19 protein-coding genes are annotated in these 17,795 nt (G+C 34.8%); 6 read left to right on the forward strand and 13 right to left on the reverse strand.

The features are described 5' to 3' along the window. The first annotated feature begins 149 nt into the window (after positions 1–149). Together AC3EA5_RS08945 and AC3EA5_RS08950 are read left to right on the forward strand one after the other, a co-directional pair. Positions 150–2,321, forward strand: coding sequence for a sensor domain-containing protein (locus AC3EA5_RS08945; RefSeq protein ID WP_488608011.1), 2,172 nt, complete (start codon positions 150–152; stop codon positions 2,319–2,321). Between the two features lie 20 nt (positions 2,322–2,341). Beyond that, positions 2,342–3,637 carry a protoglobin domain-containing protein gene (locus AC3EA5_RS08950; RefSeq protein ID WP_488608012.1) on the forward strand — a complete coding sequence of 432 codons (1,296 nt, stop codon included), beginning with the start codon at positions 2,342–2,344 and terminating at the stop codon, positions 3,635–3,637. 1,100 nt (positions 3,638–4,737) lie between these two features. Here AC3EA5_RS08950 and AC3EA5_RS08955 read toward each other — a convergent pair. From AC3EA5_RS08955 to motA, 10 genes are all read right to left on the reverse strand, one after another. After that, positions 4,738–5,313 (reverse strand): hypothetical protein, encoded by a 576-nt coding sequence (locus AC3EA5_RS08955; RefSeq protein WP_488608013.1) that lies wholly within the window; start codon positions 5,311–5,313, stop codon positions 4,738–4,740. Positions 5,314–5,396: 83 nt separating this feature from the next. Next, a complete protein-coding gene (locus AC3EA5_RS08960) occupies positions 5,397–5,645 on the reverse strand; it encodes a hypothetical protein (RefSeq protein WP_488608014.1) in 249 nt (82 codons plus the stop codon). 156 nt (positions 5,646–5,801) lie between these two features. Beyond that, positions 5,802–6,278 carry a DUF4367 domain-containing protein gene (locus AC3EA5_RS08965; RefSeq protein WP_488608207.1) on the reverse strand — a complete coding sequence of 159 codons (477 nt, stop codon included), beginning with the start codon at positions 6,276–6,278 and terminating at the stop codon, positions 5,802–5,804. Between the two features lie 342 nt (positions 6,279–6,620). Continuing rightward, positions 6,621–7,022, reverse strand: coding sequence for a hypothetical protein (locus AC3EA5_RS08970; RefSeq protein WP_488608015.1), 402 nt, complete (start codon positions 7,020–7,022; stop codon positions 6,621–6,623). A 170-nt stretch (positions 7,023–7,192) separates the two neighbouring features. Further along, complete coding sequence (locus AC3EA5_RS08975; RefSeq protein ID WP_488608016.1) at positions 7,193–8,353, reverse strand: tetratricopeptide repeat protein; 1,161 nt, start codon at positions 8,351–8,353, stop codon at positions 7,193–7,195. Positions 8,354–8,530: 177 nt separating this feature from the next. Further along, on the reverse strand, positions 8,531–9,067 hold the full coding sequence (locus AC3EA5_RS08980; RefSeq protein WP_488608017.1) for a GNAT family N-acetyltransferase: 537 nt from the start codon (positions 9,065–9,067) through the stop codon (positions 8,531–8,533). 165 nt (positions 9,068–9,232) lie between these two features. Then, positions 9,233–9,688, reverse strand: coding sequence for an NUDIX domain-containing protein (locus AC3EA5_RS08985; RefSeq protein WP_488608018.1), 456 nt, complete (start codon positions 9,686–9,688; stop codon positions 9,233–9,235). A gap of 81 nt (positions 9,689–9,769) precedes the next feature. After that, positions 9,770–9,967, reverse strand: a complete 198-nt coding sequence (locus AC3EA5_RS08990; RefSeq protein WP_488608019.1) for a DUF6019 family protein — start codon at positions 9,965–9,967, stop codon at positions 9,770–9,772. 292 nt (positions 9,968–10,259) lie between these two features. Further along, a complete protein-coding gene (gene motB, locus AC3EA5_RS08995; protein WP_394189000.1) occupies positions 10,260–11,024 on the reverse strand; it encodes a flagellar motor protein MotB in 765 nt (254 codons plus the stop codon). Next, positions 11,008–11,811, reverse strand: a complete 804-nt coding sequence (motA, locus tag AC3EA5_RS09000; protein WP_394188998.1) for a flagellar motor stator protein MotA — start codon at positions 11,809–11,811, stop codon at positions 11,008–11,010. The genes motB and motA overlap by 17 nt, the downstream gene beginning before the upstream one ends. Positions 11,812–11,993: 182 nt before the next feature. Here motA and AC3EA5_RS09005 point away from each other — a divergent pair, with 182 nt between their 5' ends. The 3 genes from AC3EA5_RS09005 (at position 11,994) to mreBH (ending at position 14,714) form a co-directional block, all read left to right on the forward strand. Continuing rightward, complete coding sequence (locus AC3EA5_RS09005; RefSeq protein ID WP_488608020.1) at positions 11,994–13,226, forward strand: aminopeptidase; 1,233 nt, start codon at positions 11,994–11,996, stop codon at positions 13,224–13,226. Between the two features lie 100 nt (positions 13,227–13,326). Then, complete coding sequence (locus AC3EA5_RS09010) at positions 13,327–13,467, forward strand: hypothetical protein (protein WP_394188994.1); 141 nt, start codon at positions 13,327–13,329, stop codon at positions 13,465–13,467. A gap of 239 nt (positions 13,468–13,706) precedes the next feature. After that, the gene (mreBH, locus tag AC3EA5_RS09015; protein ID WP_488608021.1) at positions 13,707–14,714 is read left to right on the forward strand and encodes a rod-share determining protein MreBH; all 1,008 of its coding nucleotides are present in this window, start codon (positions 13,707–13,709) and stop codon (positions 14,712–14,714) included. Here the strand turns inward: mreBH and AC3EA5_RS09020 are convergent, their stop codons facing one another. Next, positions 14,715–15,863 (reverse strand): nitric oxide synthase oxygenase, encoded by a 1,149-nt coding sequence (locus tag AC3EA5_RS09020; RefSeq protein WP_488608022.1) that lies wholly within the window; start codon positions 15,861–15,863, stop codon positions 14,715–14,717. A 171-nt stretch (positions 15,864–16,034) separates the two neighbouring features. On the opposite strand from AC3EA5_RS09020, the gene AC3EA5_RS09025 reads away from it, so the two are divergent. Then, entirely contained in the window at positions 16,035–16,595 is a 561-nt protein-coding gene (locus AC3EA5_RS09025; RefSeq protein ID WP_488608023.1) for a beta-class carbonic anhydrase, read from the forward strand. Positions 16,596–16,650: 55 nt separating this feature from the next. Here the strand turns inward: AC3EA5_RS09025 and AC3EA5_RS09030 are convergent, their stop codons facing one another. Further along, entirely contained in the window at positions 16,651–17,067 is a 417-nt protein-coding gene (locus tag AC3EA5_RS09030) for a DUF4395 domain-containing protein (protein WP_488608024.1), read from the reverse strand. Positions 17,068–17,249: 182 nt separating this feature from the next. Further along, positions 17,250–17,795: a GNAT family N-acetyltransferase gene (locus tag AC3EA5_RS09035; RefSeq protein WP_488608025.1), complete on the reverse strand. Its 546-nt coding sequence runs from the start codon at positions 17,793–17,795 to the stop codon at positions 17,250–17,252.

The raw sequence follows: 17,795 nt of genomic DNA on the forward strand, positions 1-17,795 counted from the left end.
TGAATCCCATAAGGATTTTCTAGAAGCCTCCCTCTTACTTATAAATTGACTTAAAGTGCCGTATTTGTGACTTTTATCACATCATTATCGGAAAATAATAGGTAATATTACTATATTCATAAAACTCTGGGATGAGGTATTTTAAGAAAATGGATATTCAATCACCAATCAGTGAAACAGCTCCTTTAACAATGAGTGAGACTAAATATTCAACCGCATTAAAACTGGCGAAATTGGGCGTGTGGGAACTAGAACTGGATACTGGAATATTAAATTTAAGTGCAGAACATATTGAAATGATGGGGTATCAAGTGGGTGAAATTAGCGATAAATTCTTTCTATCCGATTATATTGAACGCTATGTTCATCCCGAGGATCAAGGAAAAATGCATCGATTTCACCACTTACTCCATGCCGCCGTCACCGAATACATCGATAGCTTTGAATACAAACTAATTGATTCAAAAGCATCCATTATTCATGTACTTGTGACAATTCATGAAACACATATCACTCAAAATCGAATTAGTGGTATTTCTCAAAATATAACGATGCAAAGAAAAACGGAAACTCGACTGAAAGAAACGTTAAGACATTTAGCAGATTTAAAATTCGCACTTGATGAATCCACCTTAGTAACAATTACGGATGTGAATGGCGAAATCGTTTATGCCAATGAAACATTCTGCAAAATTTCTGGCTATTCTCGTGAAGTTTTAATTGGTAAAAAACACAGTTTTACGAGCTCAGGACATCATTCCAAACAGTTCTTCAAAGAAATGTGGGATACGATTAGTTGCGGCAAGGTTTGGCGTGGTGAATTAAAGAATCGAAATCGAAACGGAGAATCGTATTGGGTAGACACGACCATTGTGCCTTTCCTAAATGAGCACGGGAAACCTTATCAGTATGTGGCGATTCGGACCGATATCACACAAAGGAAACACGTGGAACAGAAGATTACGCATATGGCTTACCACGATTCATTAACAGGCTTGGCAAACCGTAGACTTCTTAACGAGAGACTAACTCGAATGTTATCGGACCGCACTGATTTGCAAATGCCAACTGTTATATTATTTGACCTGGACAATTTTAAAATGATTAATGATACATTAGGCCATCAAACTGGTGATGAATTTTTAAAAATGGTTTCAATGCGCCTGCAAGAACTCGTAAAACCTGGTGAAACCCTCGCTCGTTTAGGGGGCGATGAGTTTGTATTAGCTATCCCAACAATTGATTCGAAGTATGCGTTAGATTCACGTTGTTCTGAATTAGTGAATCATATTAAAAAGCCATTTTTAATACAGCAAAAAGAGTTTTTTGTCACAATGAGCGTTGGAGCTGCGTATGCTCCATTGCATGGGTTTGAAGCTGAAGAACTTATAAAAAACGCTGATTTAGCTATGTATTGTGCGAAACACAACACTAAAAATGATTATCAGATCTTCGAATTTCACTTACGAAATCAATCACTTCAACGCTGGGAATTTAATTCGATCCTTAGACAAGCTATTGAAAATAATGAATTTGTCTTGCATTATCAGCCGAAAATTCAACCATCAAGTGGGATTCAAGGATTAGAAGCCTTAATTCGAATGCAAACACATGATGGACAACTTATTCAGCCAGAAGAATTCATTTCCATTGCAGAGGAAAATGGCTTAAATACTACCATAGGTGATCGGGTATTAAAAGCTGCAATCGAGCAGCTCCGTAAGTGGTTAGATATGGGGTTACCCCCTATAGCAATTGCTGTAAATTTATCGAAAAGTCATTTTCAGCAAGATGATTTAGTTCAAAATTTAGCAAAGCTTCTTACAGAATATGAAGTTGAACCTCAATTCTTGGAGCTTGAAATTACGGAAAGTCTATTCATGCATAGTCCTGAGGAAACGGCAGTTAAATTAAAACAGTTGAAGGAAATTGGCGTTAAAATCTCAATTGATAACTTTGGAACTGGACCCTCATCCCTTTATTATTTATCAGAGTTTCCAATTGATTTGATAAAAATGGATCAAAAGTTCATTCAAGAAATTGATAAAAATCCAAAAAGCCGTAAAATCATACAATCGATTGTTAACCTCGCGCATGATTTAGAGGTATGTGTAACAGCTAAGGGCGTTGAAGAGAATTCCCAACACCTCTTTTTAAATGAAATAGGTTGTGACTTCATGCAAGGCTATTATTATTTAGATCCTAAAGATGTTGAGACTATTACTGAACTTTTATTAAACAAAAGAGATTTCCATTTGTTTGAGGATGTTTTAAATTCACCATTTCCTGATTCCATCTTAAATAAAGCAATAGAAAATTGATTACCTGGGGGTAAAATTAAATGTTGTTTATAATGAAGTCGAAAAAACATCAAACTTTAACTGAGAAAAGTTTAGCTAATCAAATTCATTTTGACATTCCTCCAGGAAGTGAATTGGCTAGACAAACAGATGTTATTTCTCTTACTGCATTAGATTTAACCTTTATAAAAGAGCTAGAGCCAATTGTTACAGATCATATCAATTTCATTGTAGATCAGTTTTATGAAAACATTACAAAACAACCTAATTTGCAACTTATTATTGATACATTTAGTTCTGTGGACAAGCTAAAAATGACCTTTAAAAAACATATACTAGAACTCTTCACAGGTATCATTGATGAAGAATTTATTGGAAAGAGAATTAAAATTGCTCATGTGCACGTAAAAGTTGGCTTAAATACGAAATGGTATATTAGTGCTTTTCAAAACCTATTAAATTCTTTGGTAGATCTTTTCGATAGACAAATTGAGAATAGAGTGGATTTCGTTAACTCAATCAAATCAGTGAGTAAATTATTGAATTTAGAACAGCAATTAGTTTTAGAAGCCTATGAGGAAGAGATGGAAAATCATCGTAGACTTCAAGAAGAAAAAAGAAATAAAATTAAACAAGTTGGAACTACTGCTGAAGAACTTGCTGCAATTGCTGAAGAAACCAGTGCTTCCATTGAATATTTGACAGGTCAATCTGTTGCTATTGTAAATTTAGCCAAACACGGTTCGGAATTATCTATCAAAGCTGAAACCTATTCAAATAATGGGATGATTCACTTACAAAAATCTCAGGAAAGTTTAGACTTCACTAAAAAAAGTGTGGAGAAAATCATCCTAAACTCTAATGAGTTAGAACGAATATCAAAGCAGATTTTTGAAGTCATTTCTATTATTAAGTCCATTTCCGAGCAAACGAATCTCTTAGCTTTAAATGCTTCCATTGAATCTGCCCGAGCTGGGGAGTATGGAAAAGGATTTAGTGTAGTTGCAAATGAGATACGTAAGTTATCAGACCTAACAAAAAAATCTATATTAGATGTATCCAAATTGATTACTGAAACAAACATTCAAGTAAGTAATGTTTCAGCTTCTGTCTATGAAGTGGAGGAAATCATTCAAAATGGATCTACTATTATGAACGAAACAAATCAAGCTTTTAAAGAAATTATCAAATCTATGCTTCTGAATAAAGAACAAAATAATTTGATTGAAAAAGAAATTGATTCTTTCAGTTCGGTAATAGCGGAAATTTCAAGTGCTTCTGCACAAGTAGCAAGCATTGCTGACGGTTTGAATGAAGCTACGCATGAACTGAATTGAATTTTGAATAAACAAAAAAGCTGTCCGAAAAGGTCATCGATGATGACTTTTTGGGATAGCCTCTTTTTTCAAACCTATTCTGGCACTCGCTTTGCTCCCCGATATGAAATCAAAGATACTAAGCTCAAGTTTTTAAGTGTCTATTATTACTAAAGCACCCTTTAGTGGAAGAAGGAGTAATATGTTTTTATCTAATGTTAAAAGTTTGTTTTGAAAAATTCTTTTTTTACATAAATTGTATAAGCTAATGCGATAATTGACCAAATTAAGTTCCCTAAATATGGTTGATGTGATTGATTAGTTATAAGTAGAGAACTGACTATTCCAAAAAGAACAGAATAGATTATCATTGTCCAAAAACCCCATTTTTTCAATCTTATATAACCATAGACCATTCCCAATGAGAATAAAGCTACAATTACTAACATCAATCGTTCAGGTACATTCGGCAGTCCAAACCTTTCAGCCTATACCAATAGGATTAGCATCAGCACTATAAAAAATAGCTGAAAATAATAAAACAATTGCACCAAAAATATAAAAATAACTTATCAATGAAACGCCTATAGGTCTCTTCACTTTTACACATCCAATTTTCATTAGTTTTTATTTCTTGTTCAACTAAACTGCCCTGTTAGTTAAATATGAAAAAGTATAAACGAGTTAGCATAGGTATCCCAAAATATCCTATTAAGATACCGACAAATAACACCCAAAAATTACTCCATTTCAGTAAACTTTTCAAAGCATTTCTTTATGTGCTTAATACCTTTAATTAAACTAAACTGCTGCGTTAGTTCAACATGCAAAAGCCCTTACCTCTTCTTGAAGTAAAGCACCCGTTAGTAAGAAAATTATTAGTTTTTCTTAGTCTTTTTAAAAAACAAATAACCTAGAACAACTAAAATTATTGCCAAACCACCGAAAATGATAAATTGATAAATGATATCCCCTAAGAACATAGCGTTTTCCTCCTTAGTCAATAATGATTGTTTATGGTTGTTCGTCTAATCCTTCTTAAACAAAACTGTTGCTTTAGTTCAGTAAGAAAAAGAGCTGACTACGCAGCCCAATGATCATTAACTTAAGCTCCAGTTAATTTAAAAATGTTTAAGTAATTTAGGAACCATCTCTTTGTAATTAACAAAAAAATCTTTTGTAGAAAAAACTGCAAAATAAGAAGAGACATCTAAATTAGCTAATAGACATTCATCATAAATTAAACTAATATTCAATTCTTTTTGAGGTGCAATTTCTTTTTGTACCAGTGAATTCGTCAATTCGATATATAATTTTTGTCCTACATCATCAATAGACCTTTCTACTGGAAAACGTCCAGCAAAGCTGTCCCACCAAATTTTATAAGATTGATATATTTCAGTATAACCCGTTAGATTATCGTCACTTTCTTTGAATAATCTTTGATAAAATAAATCCTTCTCTTCATTGAAAATTTTTATATCATTCATAGGATGTTCAGAAATTCTTAGTGATACTTCATCCCATAACTTTTTAAAACAAAATTCAAAATCCTCCTGAAAGATATACTTAATTGGTATGTATGGGAATTTGAACTCTTCTTTACTCTGATTTTGATTAAGAAATATATTTTGGAGATATACCAAAAAGTTCAACGAATAAGTAGCCTCTGTTCTCATTTGCAATGAATTTTCCATTTATTTACCTCCCGATTTACCTATTACTTTTTCCAATAATAGATTTTTTTACAATCTTTGTTTAACTAACCTGCTTCGTTAGCTTAATAAGGAATTTTATTGTTTCTATATTTATCAAGTATATTTAGAAGTATTGAAATCACAATAATTGAAGCCACAACTATTAAAAAGGAATTTGTTATAAGGTTAAAATCTAAATCGTTTATAGTTTTTTTAACTTCACCATCTTTATTCATATGAATAATAGTCAACCCGTTATATTCAAGTGTAAAGTGTGAAATTATCAAACCTATAATTAAGCCACTAACTATCGAAATCCAACCATTTTTCAAAAAATCACTTCCATTCCATTAACTACTTCGATATACCTTCAGGTTCTACCTGTTTATTGAACTAAACTGCTGCGTTAGTTCAATAAGAAAAGAGCTGTCTAAGCAGCTCAATGATCTTCAAGTAAAGCACCCGTTAGTTAAAAAAGAACGAAGATTTTACTGTTTTTTAACTTTCTCTTTTATAGAAGAAGCTACTTTAATCAATTCATCTTTAGGTAACGACTTATCTCCTGTGTAATCAATTGCATACTCTACTTTGTCCATTCGCCAACTAATCATTTGTACATCATCTTTAACGTTATAATATGCTGTTGTACCATTTTCCAAGGTTATTTTTTCGTCCCAACTAGATACATTATTCCAACCAATTTCGCTTGTTGCCCAGGTAGTTAAAGATTCGTCTAGATTTTCATACACTATCTTAACCCTATTAATACCAACTACTTTAACGTAACTATTGTCAACATTCAATGGAATATAGTTAGGTATTTCTACTTTGAAGGGTACAAACCAACCTGCCATATTTACTGGCAACTTAATAAAATAAAATAAGGTCCCAATCAAAATAAAACCAACAATTATAAAATTTAAAATTCTTTTTTTCTTTATACTTCTTTGAATTTTTGTTTCCATTTCATCCAATATTAATACCCCCATATCCAATCTATTTTCACTGTTTTATTCTGTTCAAAATAAGGTTAGTTCTTATTGAACTAACTTACTAACTTGCTTCGTTAGTTAAATATGAGAAAGTATAAACGAGTTAGCATAGGTATCCCAAAATACCCTATTAAGATGCCGACAAATAAAACCCAAAAATAACTCCAATTCAGTAATTTTTTCAAAGCATTTCCCCCAATAAATGTTATGTGCTTAATACCTCTAATTGAACTAACCTGCTGCGTTATTTAAATAAGTTCAACAAAAAAAGCGTTAATCCTTCTTAGATCAACGCACCCGTTAGTGAAGGAAGGATTAGCCTTCAATTAAACCTAAATAACGAATTTCTTTACCCTTAACAACTGCAATATAGATATTTCCATTTCCAACGGATTCGTATATTTTAGTTCCAACGTTTAGTTTGGTGGCAACACCATCCGTAAATTCTTCCGCATCTTTAGTTTGTTTCTTAATTACTGCTACTTCTTTGCCTAAAGTTAGGTCCTCTTCGTTAACCCAGGCAATATCCACCGCATTTTTATATACGATTCCATTTAACAGTAAAATATCTGCACCCGTATTATCTAATAATATATCTGCAACGGTAGGGTTTCCTTTAGTGATATTTTCTTTGTGTTCTTTAACTGTCTGCTCATTACAAGCAATCAATAAAAAGGAAATAAAGAATACAGCTAAAAATAAATAAACTTTTTTCATTTAATTCCTCCAATGTTCTTCAGTCGAAAATCAACTAAACAAGGTTTCATCTTATTGAACTAAACTGCAGCGTTAGTTCAATAAGAAAAAGGGCTGCTAATCATCCTGATGATCGCCACTCGGATTTCGTCCAGAGTTCCGATTTGGAGCACTCTTCCTTGAGAAATCCATTACCATGCTCTGTATGAAAGGTTCCATCCAATTTCCTCGAGGAAATCTTCGAACGGAGGAAGTTTTTTCTTTATTTGCCGACTTGGCAGAAGTATCTCTTCCCGGAATTGTCTAAATAGGATTGAATCAATTTCAGGGAATTTTTGTTCCAACCCGATCTTACTCTTTTTATCAATAGCGTCCAAACAACCAATGATATATGCCGTCATTACTGGGAACTCTTGCTGAACGGTTTTATAATTCGAATAAAAGGAGCTGATGTAGCCATTAAGCTCGAAATGAGGTTCGCCCGGATCGTAGTCACCTGAGTACTTCCGTTCATGCTGTGGCATGAACGAAAGGGCGCTCTCAGTCTCCCATATACCGACCATAATTGCGAAAGCAGCGACTGCCGCTCGTCGGGTTTCATCGTCTAGGTCCGTAAAATGCAGGTCATAGCGATCAAACTCGAATACCCACGCTCCGTGGAAATACGTCGGTTCAAAAACCTTTAAAACTGCCTCCACTTTTTCTACAATGCTCTTCTCGTTTTCTAAAGTCTTGCTTCCACTATTAACCCATGTGATAGGACTTTTCATGATATTCTGAACATCCAGATTGCTTCCAAGATAACTAATTACCCGGTGGTTCAAGAAGATTTCTTGATCTACCGCGGCATCCAGAATAGCGTGTGTCATCCAACTCATTGCCTCTCCTGGCTTCCCCAGGTCATACATGGTAAATGCGTAGAAGATTTTAAGAAGACCGACATCCCAAAACCGCATCATCCCTGTCATTAAAACGTTTTCGGATTCCATGAGCCGGCCATGCAGCCGGTATAGCGAACCGAGCTGGGTATAGGCATTTACTGCTTCCTTATCGGACAGACCGAGTTCGAGTGCTCGACCGTAAAAAGGGATCGCTTCCTCTTCTTGTGCCAAAACATCGTAGCTGCACGCGCACTCATAATGTAGTATCGCATGATCCGGGTTCTGTAAAACAAGTTCTATGAGAAGCTTGTTTGACCCAAATAAATCTCCGTCCCGGCGCATCTCCAAAGCAGCTTTCAGCGATTCTTCCATTTCACTCAATCCCTTCATTGTAGATGAAAAGTTCTGTATATACTCCGCAATTTCCACTGTAATCTTAGGGCAGTTTAGATCTTCATCATATTTATTCATTCTAAAAAATTTTACATATATTAACTAATTCCACATTCACCCTAAAAAACCCTTCTAATTCTACTGATTCGTTGCTTTTATTGAAATAGAAAAAAGCTTTACTTCTTAATGAAGTAAAGCACCCGTTAGTGAAATTTAATCCCAATAATTAAATACCAAATAAGTATAAACAAAACATTATTTAACGCACTTATACATAAGAATATCATCTACATATTTATCTTCATCTATCTTATATTCTTTTATTAAACGTCCTTCCTCAATAAAACCCACGCTCTTGTATAAAGATATCGCTCTATGATTAGTGGCGAATACCCCTAAACTTACCTTTTCAATAAGAGGGTGTTTTTTAGCCCAATCCAGTAATGTTTGCAGAAGAATTTTCCCGATTCCAGCACCTCTATAGTCTCTACTTAAAGACATTGAAATTGAACCAGTATGAGATAATCTTTTTTTGTTATTAGATCGAAATACTATTGATCCTACAACGACATCATTTATTTCAGCAACAATTAAAGTTTCTTTATCATTATTTATTATCTTTTGAATTTGTTCCTTTTCTTGTTCAATTGACATTTTTTCTAATTCCTCAGATACTACGATAAAATAATCTCCTTCAGAAATAACGGAAGCTGATATTTCTATAAGTGCTTCAGCATCTTCTAATTCTACTGTTCGAATAATACATTTTTGATTTTTTATTATGTCTGACATTTAAAATACCCCCTGTCTCTATTCAAAAAGAATTCCACAAACACAAACCTATATCCTTCTTCAAGTAAAGCACCCGTTAGCCATCCATGTATCTCAAAAATAATATCTACACCACAGATAATGAAAGAATATTACGTTCTTTCATGGGAGTTGAACAACGGCGATTCAAATTAGTTGCTCATTATACACGCTAATTGGGTATATTCTGTCTTGTAGTAAGTTATTAATTATTTGTTTCATTACACTGGGTTCTCGTAAGTCATTATTTTCAAATGTTACAAGTTCATTTACTTTTATCCACTTGCTGTCAGAAATTATATCTTCTTCGAGATTTAGAGAACCTCCTGTAACCTCACCAACAAAATGAAATAAAATAACTTGATTGTTTGTATTACTAACAAAATTATATACACCAGTAGTACCAATTAGTTTTACATCAAACCCTGTTTCCTCTTTAACTTCCCTCTTAGCTGAATAAAGAATGTCCTCACCGTTTTCGACATGACCACTTGGAAAGTTCCACTTCTCAATTGCAGTAGGTTTATTCTCCTTTATAATCAGGACTTTATCGTCATTAAAAATTGACACACTTGCTACTAAAACAATTCCATCTGGCAACATCTGATTCTCCCCAATTCTCTTTTAAAATTACATCTTTCACTAACCTGCACCGTTAGTTGAAGAAGTTGGTGGAAGATGGCGTTAATTCTTGTTATCTAAATCATCATCTAGAAAAGATTTTTTATCTTCTTCAATTTCATTCTTTTTTTCAAGAAATTGCCCGATAATTGAACTGTTAATTCCATTTCTAACTGCTGCTTCGATAACTCCATAAAGAGCTAATAATCCAACAATGGATACTACAATAGATATTACAATTGACATATTAACTATATTCATAAAAAATCCCCCTAAAAATCTCATGATTAATTGAACTATCCTGCTGGGTTATTTTAACCATATTCCTTTACAATCTCATGATAATTTTAACATAAATATCCAACTAAGACGGGGGATATTATAAAAGCATGGCAGGAGTAAATCAGTCGTACTTATATATTTTTATTAAAATCCAACCTCTCCCATTAATACAATCATCAAAAAACAGGTAGAGAAAAATTCATATTTTTCTCTACCTGTTTCTATGATGGGACTCTTGGAACAGCCCCGTGTTTATTTTGAATATTATTTATTAATTTGTATTCGACTCAGTTCCATCTTTCAATACTAATGGTTGAATCAAAACTTCAACACGTCTATTTTGTGCTCTACCTTCAGCTGTGTCATTTGATGCGATCGGTTTAAATTCTCCATATCCTTTTGCGCTAAATAGCAATGGATTTAAATCTGGATTTTCAACAACCATTTTCAAAAAGTTCACAGCACGCATAACACTTAGTTCCCAGTTGGAAGCAAACTCTGATGTATTCATTGGAATATTATCAGTGTGTCCTGTAACGATGATGCTTCTTGGAGGATCGAATTCTAACAAAGTTGCTATTTCTTCAGCAATTTGACTATATTCGGATTTGATATTTGCGCTACCAGGGTCAAATAAAACACTGTCACGAATGGTTAATAGTAAACCTTCGTCTGTTAACTCAGTAGCTAATTGACTCTCAAGTTCGTTGACTGCAATATACTCATCGACTCTATTTTGAATTTCTTCGAGTGATTTTTGATCTTCAATGAATGCTGAACTTTCTTGATCTGACTCATTTGGAGCCTCTGGAATAGGCAGTGGAGCTGGTGATGGGTTTTCCATAACACCCATACCACCATCAAAAATTTCATTAAATACAACGGATAAGTTTTCAAGCTTCTGAACATCTACTGTACTCGAAGCAAATAACACGATAAATAATGCTAATAACAGTGTCAATAAATCTGCGTAGGGAATTAGCCAAGATTCATCTATATGTTCTTCATGCCGATGTTTCTTATGCTTCCTTGCCAAGGCCATCCGCCCCGCTTTCGCCCATTATTTTTTGTCGTTCTTCCAAAGATAAGTAAGAAGAAAGCTTTTGTTCAATAACACGTGGAGCTTCTCCCTCTAAAACCGAAAGAATCCCTTCAATCATCATCATTTTTTGACGTACTTCTTGTTTTGATTTGCGTTTTAATTTATTTGCAAATGGATGCCATAGCACATATCCAGTGAAAATTCCTAGCAATGTTGCCACAAAAGCAGCTGAGATGGCGTATCCAAGTTTATCGATGTCATTTAAATCTTTTAATGCCGCGATTAAACCAATAACCGCTCCTAATACCCCTAAGGTTGGAGCGTATGTACCCGCTTGAGTAAATATAAGTGCACCACTTAAATGACGTTCTTCCATTGCTTCTACTTCTTCAGTTAAAACGTCTCGGATATAATCCGCATTTTGTCCATCAATTGCAAGCGTAAGACCATTTTTTAAAAACAGGTCATCTACATCACCAGCTTTGCCCTCCAAAGCTAATAACCCTTCTCTTCTTGCTAAATCAGCCCATTGAGAAAATAGTTGAATGATTTCACCGTCTGATTGTAGTTTCTGTTCTTTAAATATTAGTTTGAATAATTTTGGAACTCGCTTTAATTCATTCATAGGAAAGGCAATTGTAACTGCCGCTACTGTTCCAACAATTATAATTAAGAAAGCCGCAGGGTTTATTAATACATGTAGTCCTGCTCCTTTAAAAATCATCCCTGCAAGTAAGGCTATAAATGCCAAAATAAGTCCAACAACTGATGATAAATCCATTTCTGTACCCCCAAAATTCTCTTTCTTCTACTTATTTCGGATTCTAAGCATTTTTTTGAAGTAAAGTAGGCAAAAAAAACAACATTCTCTTATTTATTTCGACATACGAATTTTACAATTGATTTACTCCTTAGAAAATTGCTACTATAGAAGTAGACTGATCGAAAAGGAGTTTTTACTGAATGACAAATTTTAATGAAAAATTAACGAACTACGCTGAGTTAGCAGTTAAAGTTGGCGTAAATATTCAACCTGGTCAAAACTTATATATTGCTGCAACAATCGATAATCCAAAATTCGTTCGCTTATTGGTTAAAACGGCTTATGAAGTTGGTGCTAAAAATGTATATGTTGATTGGTCTGATGATGTGATCACTCGCACTCGCTTTGAATTAGCACCTGAAGAAGTTTTTTCTGAGTTCCCAGAATGGAAAGTTCAAGAACGTATGACGTTAGCTGATGGCGGTGCTGCATTTATGAGCATCATGTCGCAAAGTCCTGACTTACTAAAAGGGATTGAATCTTCTCGCATTTCTGCATTCCAAAAAGCATCAGGTACTGCGTTGTCGAAATACCGTCAATATGTACAATCTGATAAAATCAGCTGGACTGTGGTAGCAGCTCCATCAGTAGCTTGGGCTGCTAAGGTATTCCCTTCGCTTCCAACTGAAGAACAAATCCCTGCTCTTTGGGAAGCAATCTTTAAAGCGGTTCGTGCAGATGTCGAATCTCCAATCCAAGCTTGGACTGACCATGATGCAACATTGCATACAAAAGTTGATTATTTAAATGAAAAGAAATACCACAAATTACATTACACAGCTCCTGGCACTGATTTAACAATCGAATTGCCTAAAGGTCATCTATGGTGTGGTGCAGGAAGTATCAATGAAAAAGGCGATGCTTTCATGGCAAACATGCCAACTGAGGAAGTATTTACAGTTCCATTGAAAACAGGTGTAAATGGTTATGTTTCAAGCACGAAGCCTTTAAGCTACGGCGGTAATTTAATCGAAGACTTCAAAATCACGTTTGAAAATGGTCGAATTGTTAGTGTAAAAGCGAAAGAAGGTCAAGAAGTTTTAGAGCAACTTGTTGCAACTGATGAAGGCGCTAAATATCTTGGAGAAGTAGCATTAGTACCTCATAAGTCGCCGATTTCTGAATCTGGCCTGTTGTTCTACAACACACTTTATGACGAAAATGCATCTAACCATTTAGCGATTGGTAGTGCGTATGCTTTCTGTCTTGAAGGCGGCAAAAAAATGTCTCAAGAAGAACTAGCAGAACATGGTTTAAACCAAAGTATTACACATGTAGACTTCATGATTGGTTCTGAATCAATGGATATTGACGGAATCTTGGAAGACGGAACAAAAGAAGCAGTATTCAAACAAGGAAACTGGGCATTTTAATCGTTGCCAAAGAATCCAATTTCTTTCTCTATCGTTCTTTCTCTTAATCATGTATACTTTTAAGTAATAAATACTTGGTTAAGTAGAAAGGAGAATTCATTTGACTTTCGGAATTATCATCGTCATTGGATTTATGATTGCAATAGGAGTTACTGGAGTTACAATTATGCATTATCTTACAAAAGCAATGGTATCTCGTGATGCAGAAATAATAGATCCAAAACCTGAAACTCGTTTTTAAGCAATCGTCCCTAGGGGCGATTGTTTTTTTGTTATTACTTAACGTTTTCATTACATTTGTTAGTCAGTGAAGTAACAGTCATATAACAAAATAGTTAGTGCGACTTAATTATTTCACAATATCTATTTCAATTGACCTATAAACGCTTGAAATAAATGATATTTCCCAGTAAGTACCATATGGCATTATACCTAATATCCTCTATACTTATGTAGCAAACTGTTTAAGGGGGAGTCTAAATGTTTTCTGGACTTGATATAGGAATTGACTTAGGTACTGCAAATATCCTTGTATATACAAAAAATAAAGGCATTATATTAAATGAACCTTCCGTAGTAGCGGTAGATACGAAAACGAAACACGTTATCGCTTTTGGGGAAGAAGCTAAGAGCATGATTGGAAAAACACCAGGTTCGATTACAGTGATCCGACCTATGAAAGACGGCGTAATTGCTGATTTTGACATCACAACCGAAATGTTAAAACTAGTAATGAAAAAAGTAGGAAAAAAACTAGGAAGTTCCGTACGTAAACCGAATGTGATGGTTTGTACACCTTCAGGAGCTACTTCAGTTGAACGCCGTGCGATTCATGACGCTGTGAAAAATAGTGGTGCAAAAGAGGTTCATTTGATAGAAGAACCTGTGGCTGCAGCTATTGGTGCAGATTTACCTGTCAGTGAACCAATTGCTAGTGTCATAGTTGATATTGGCGGGGGCACAACTGAAGTAGGCATCATTTCATTTGGAGGTGTTGTATCTTCCAACACAGTGAAAGTTGCTGGAGATCGCATGGATGAAGATATCATTCAATATGTGCGTAAACAGTTCAATGTGTTAATTGGCGAACGTACTGCTGAACGCATTAAAATGGAAATTGGATATGCACTTATTCCTCACAAGACTGAAATTCTTGAAGTTCGTGGACGTGACGTGATGACTGGTCTGCCAAAAACGATTTCAATTAGTTCTGATCAAATTCAAGAAACGTTAAAAGAATCATTACTTTCTATCTTAGAAGCCATCCGTGCTACTCTTGAAAGCTGTCCTCCAGAACTATCTGGTGATATCGTCGACCAAGGTGTGGTTTTAACTGGTGGTGGCGCATTATTAAAAGGCATGCAAGAATGGTTATCGAATGAAATATCTGTACCTGTACATTTAGCTCCAAATCCTTTGGAATCGGTAGCAATCGGTACTGGTCGATCTTTAGTAATGATGGATAAAATACAAAAAGTTACCCGTTAATCAAACATGAAACGGGCAACTTTTACCGCGGGATGATTCATTCATCCCGCTTATTTTTTTGAGCAAATCTGGTTTAACCTGTGGTACAAAATTTGGTGAAAGTTCTTCAGAATTAATTTTTTGATGAAAGATCGGTGTCAGTGCAGGTGATACTGGTGGTATAAGCCACGTCCAGTCTCCTCTTACCTCTCGCTCCTTATTCTCTTCTTTCTCTCTAAAAGTTTGAAATTGCTGTGCAGCCGTATAATGATCCACCATTTGTACTCCAGCTTTTTTAAACGAATGATAGACCGCATGTTGTAATTCAACTAATGCTCGATCCCGCCAATATGTGGTAGTACTAGATGTGTCCATTCCTAATATTGCGGCTACTTCTCGCAATCGGTTATAACGATAAGGATCCACTAAATTTCTTGCTGCAATCTCCGTCTCCATATACCACCCATTAAAAGGTGCAGGATAATACAATCCACCAATTTCAAGTAAACGGTCGGCAATAATAGGAACTGCATACCATTTCAACTGTAATTCATCCCAATTCTTTTCATAGGGATGTACGATTGATACTTCCAAAAGTGATTCCTTAGGAATATCAATCTTTATTGGAGGTTGTTCATTCCACTGATAAATAATAGGAAGAATATCGAAATGATCATCCTTCCCCTCCCAGCCCAACCTTTGAGCTACTTTCGTTAATGGAATAGATGCTGGGTCTCCTATTTTTAATCCACTATTATTTTCATAGCCTGCATATCGTATTAATTGCTGACTCCATATTTTCACCTTTTGTATTTCACTTTCATGAAGTGCAGGAAAAATCGTAATCGTAGATTTTATTTTGCCGTTATTTGTGGCGTGTTTAATATGATGTAACAAATGACGCTCCACATCTTTTTCTGAATTTACATCTCTCGCATCAAATACATCAAGCGTTTCCCAAAATAGACGACCGATACATTTCGTGCTATTTCGCCAAGCGAGCTTTGCACCATAACTTAGTTCTTCCATATTAAGTTCATATGTACCTGTATTTTCTATAGAAGAAAGGATTGCATTTTGTCTCTCTTTAAAAACTTCCTGTGATATATTGTTTTCATTTATATATTGAGTTAGAAAAGTCATCGCTTTTTGTTTTAATTGATCATTCAATACCTTCACCTCAGTTTGACTATGTCTTTATTTTAATTAAGGAAGTTCTATGCCTCAATCAATAACCCCCTATTCGACAAATAGGTGTGACTTATCTGTGACGTGAGAGTAGCAAGTAGTACGTGAAATCAATTACAATAAAGAGGAACTTAAAAAAGGAGGAGTATATATATGTCCTTATTAAACGAAATTTTAATTCACAATGAAACATTTGTAACTGATAAAGAGTATGAGCCGTTTATTACAACAAAATTCCCTGATAAACGTCTCGTCATCCTAACTTGTATGGATACACGATTAGTGGAACTACTACCGAAGGCCATGAATTTAAAAAATGGTGATGTTAAAATGGTCAAAAGTGCAGGTGCAGTCATCAATCATCCTTTTGGCGGCATTATGCGTAGCCTGCTTGTCGCTGTGTATGAGCTCCAAGCTGATGAGATATACATAATTGGTCATTACGATTGTGGAATGAGTGCAATAGATCCAGAAAAAATGATGCAAAAGATGGTGAATCGAGGTATTTCTGAGGAAACGATTCAAATGCTTAAGTATTCCGGGGTCAAATTAGATGATTGGCTTCGAGGTTTTAATGAAGTACAAGAAGCCGTAAAAAATAGCGTTGACATGGTAGTAAATCATCCATTAATGGTCAAAGATGTTCCTGTTCATGGATTGGTCATTGATCCGGCAACTGGAAAGTTGGACGTTGTTGTTGACGGAAATGAATAGTCAAATATGAGAATTTAAAAAATCGCTTAACCAATTTATCGGTTAAGCGATTTTTTCATGCAATTTTTTTCCGTTTGTACTGCCATTGTTGATATTGGAAGCGAATGAAGCAGCCGATACAGAATCCAAGAATAGCAACCATTGCAGCGATGCCAACCATGATAGTCGCAATATTAAAGATTGTCATCATGTTGAACATATAGCTAATAACTGCAATCGCTAAAAATGAAATAGCCATCCACTGATTAAATTTCAATTGATCTTTGTCTTCTTGTATATATTCATTTAAAGGTTTTCTTAAGAATTTCTTTACGATCAGCATAACTGGGTGAATCCCAACAAAAACACTTAAAACACATGAAACTAGTGGTACGAATAAAATCCATGCGTTCTGTGTTAGGAGTGCTATTACGACAGCAAGGACAATAGTCCACTGATTTGCTAGTACAAGAGGTTTTGGAATAGTGTTCATTTTAATCCCTACTTTTCTTATTGGTTTTAATGAATATAGTATATGATATATTTTTCAATCTGTACACAATGTACCCTTAGATTCGATTTATTTCCCGGGAAATCGACAAAAAAACTGGCTTCTCAAGTGAGAAACCAGTTTTTTATCGTTTTCCGATATTTCCGCCAAGCGGTCTTACCCTTTCAATAATCATCTTCAATAATTGCATAAAGATAATGATCTTCCCAGACCCCATTAATAAATAACAACTTACGTAGCAACCCTTCTTGTTGCATTTTCGCTTTTTCTAAAACACGAATTGATCCAACATTTCTTGGTGATACATACGCTTCAATCCGATGGAGTTGGAGTGATTCCATTCCATATTTGACGACAAGTTGGACAGCCTCAGAAGAGATACCTTTCCCAGCATGTTTCTCATCGATAGAGTAACCGATAAATGCACTAGAAAATGGTAATCTCTTGACGCTATACATGGAAATATGACCAAGTAGTTCACTAGTGAACTGATCAAAAATACCGAAACTATATTCGCGTTTATTTTTCATATGATGCAAAGATTCACGAATTTTTTCTCTTTGGACAGCTTCTGTAAAATAAGAGTCTTGATGTCTAGGTTCAAAAACGGACCAATATTCCCGGTTTCTATGAACTAGATTGGCAAATACCCAAGCATCTTCTTCATAAAGCGTCCTTAAATAACAAGTCTTTCCTTCTAATAAAATCAT

It is taken from the genome of Paenisporosarcina sp., assembly GCF_057785155.1.

Excerpts from the sequence above, each read along its gene's own strand:
- AC3EA5_RS08945 (WP_488608011.1), top strand. The coding sequence starts at position 150 with ATGGATATTCAATCACCAATCAGTGAAACAGCTCCTTTAACAATGAGT.
- AC3EA5_RS08950 (WP_488608012.1), top strand. The coding sequence starts at position 2,342 with ATGTTGTTTATAATGAAGTCGAAAAAACATCAAACTTTAACTGAGAAA.
- AC3EA5_RS08955 (WP_488608013.1), bottom strand. The coding sequence starts at position 5,313 with ATGGAAAATTCATTGCAAATGAGAACAGAGGCTACTTATTCGTTGAAC.
- AC3EA5_RS08965 (WP_488608207.1), bottom strand. The coding sequence starts at position 6,278 with ATGGAAACAAAAATTCAAAGAAGTATAAAGAAAAAAAGAATTTTAAAT.
- AC3EA5_RS08970 (WP_488608015.1), bottom strand. The coding sequence starts at position 7,022 with ATGAAAAAAGTTTATTTATTTTTAGCTGTATTCTTTATTTCCTTTTTA.
- AC3EA5_RS08975 (WP_488608016.1), bottom strand. The coding sequence starts at position 8,353 with ATGAATAAATATGATGAAGATCTAAACTGCCCTAAGATTACAGTGGAA.
- AC3EA5_RS08980 (WP_488608017.1), bottom strand. The coding sequence starts at position 9,067 with ATGTCAGACATAATAAAAAATCAAAAATGTATTATTCGAACAGTAGAA.
- AC3EA5_RS08985 (WP_488608018.1), bottom strand. The coding sequence starts at position 9,688 with ATGTTGCCAGATGGAATTGTTTTAGTAGCAAGTGTGTCAATTTTTAAT.
- AC3EA5_RS08990 (WP_488608019.1), bottom strand. The coding sequence starts at position 9,967 with ATGAATATAGTTAATATGTCAATTGTAATATCTATTGTAGTATCCATT.
- motA (WP_394188998.1), bottom strand. The coding sequence starts at position 11,811 with ATGGATTTATCATCAGTTGTTGGACTTATTTTGGCATTTATAGCCTTA.
- AC3EA5_RS09005 (WP_488608020.1), top strand. The coding sequence starts at position 11,994 with ATGACAAATTTTAATGAAAAATTAACGAACTACGCTGAGTTAGCAGTT.
- mreBH (WP_488608021.1), top strand. The coding sequence starts at position 13,707 with ATGTTTTCTGGACTTGATATAGGAATTGACTTAGGTACTGCAAATATC.
- AC3EA5_RS09025 (WP_488608023.1), top strand. The coding sequence starts at position 16,035 with ATGTCCTTATTAAACGAAATTTTAATTCACAATGAAACATTTGTAACT.
- AC3EA5_RS09030 (WP_488608024.1), bottom strand. The coding sequence starts at position 17,067 with ATGAACACTATTCCAAAACCTCTTGTACTAGCAAATCAGTGGACTATT.
- AC3EA5_RS09035 (WP_488608025.1), bottom strand. The coding sequence starts at position 17,795 with ATGATTTTATTAGAAGGAAAGACTTGTTATTTAAGGACGCTTTATGAA.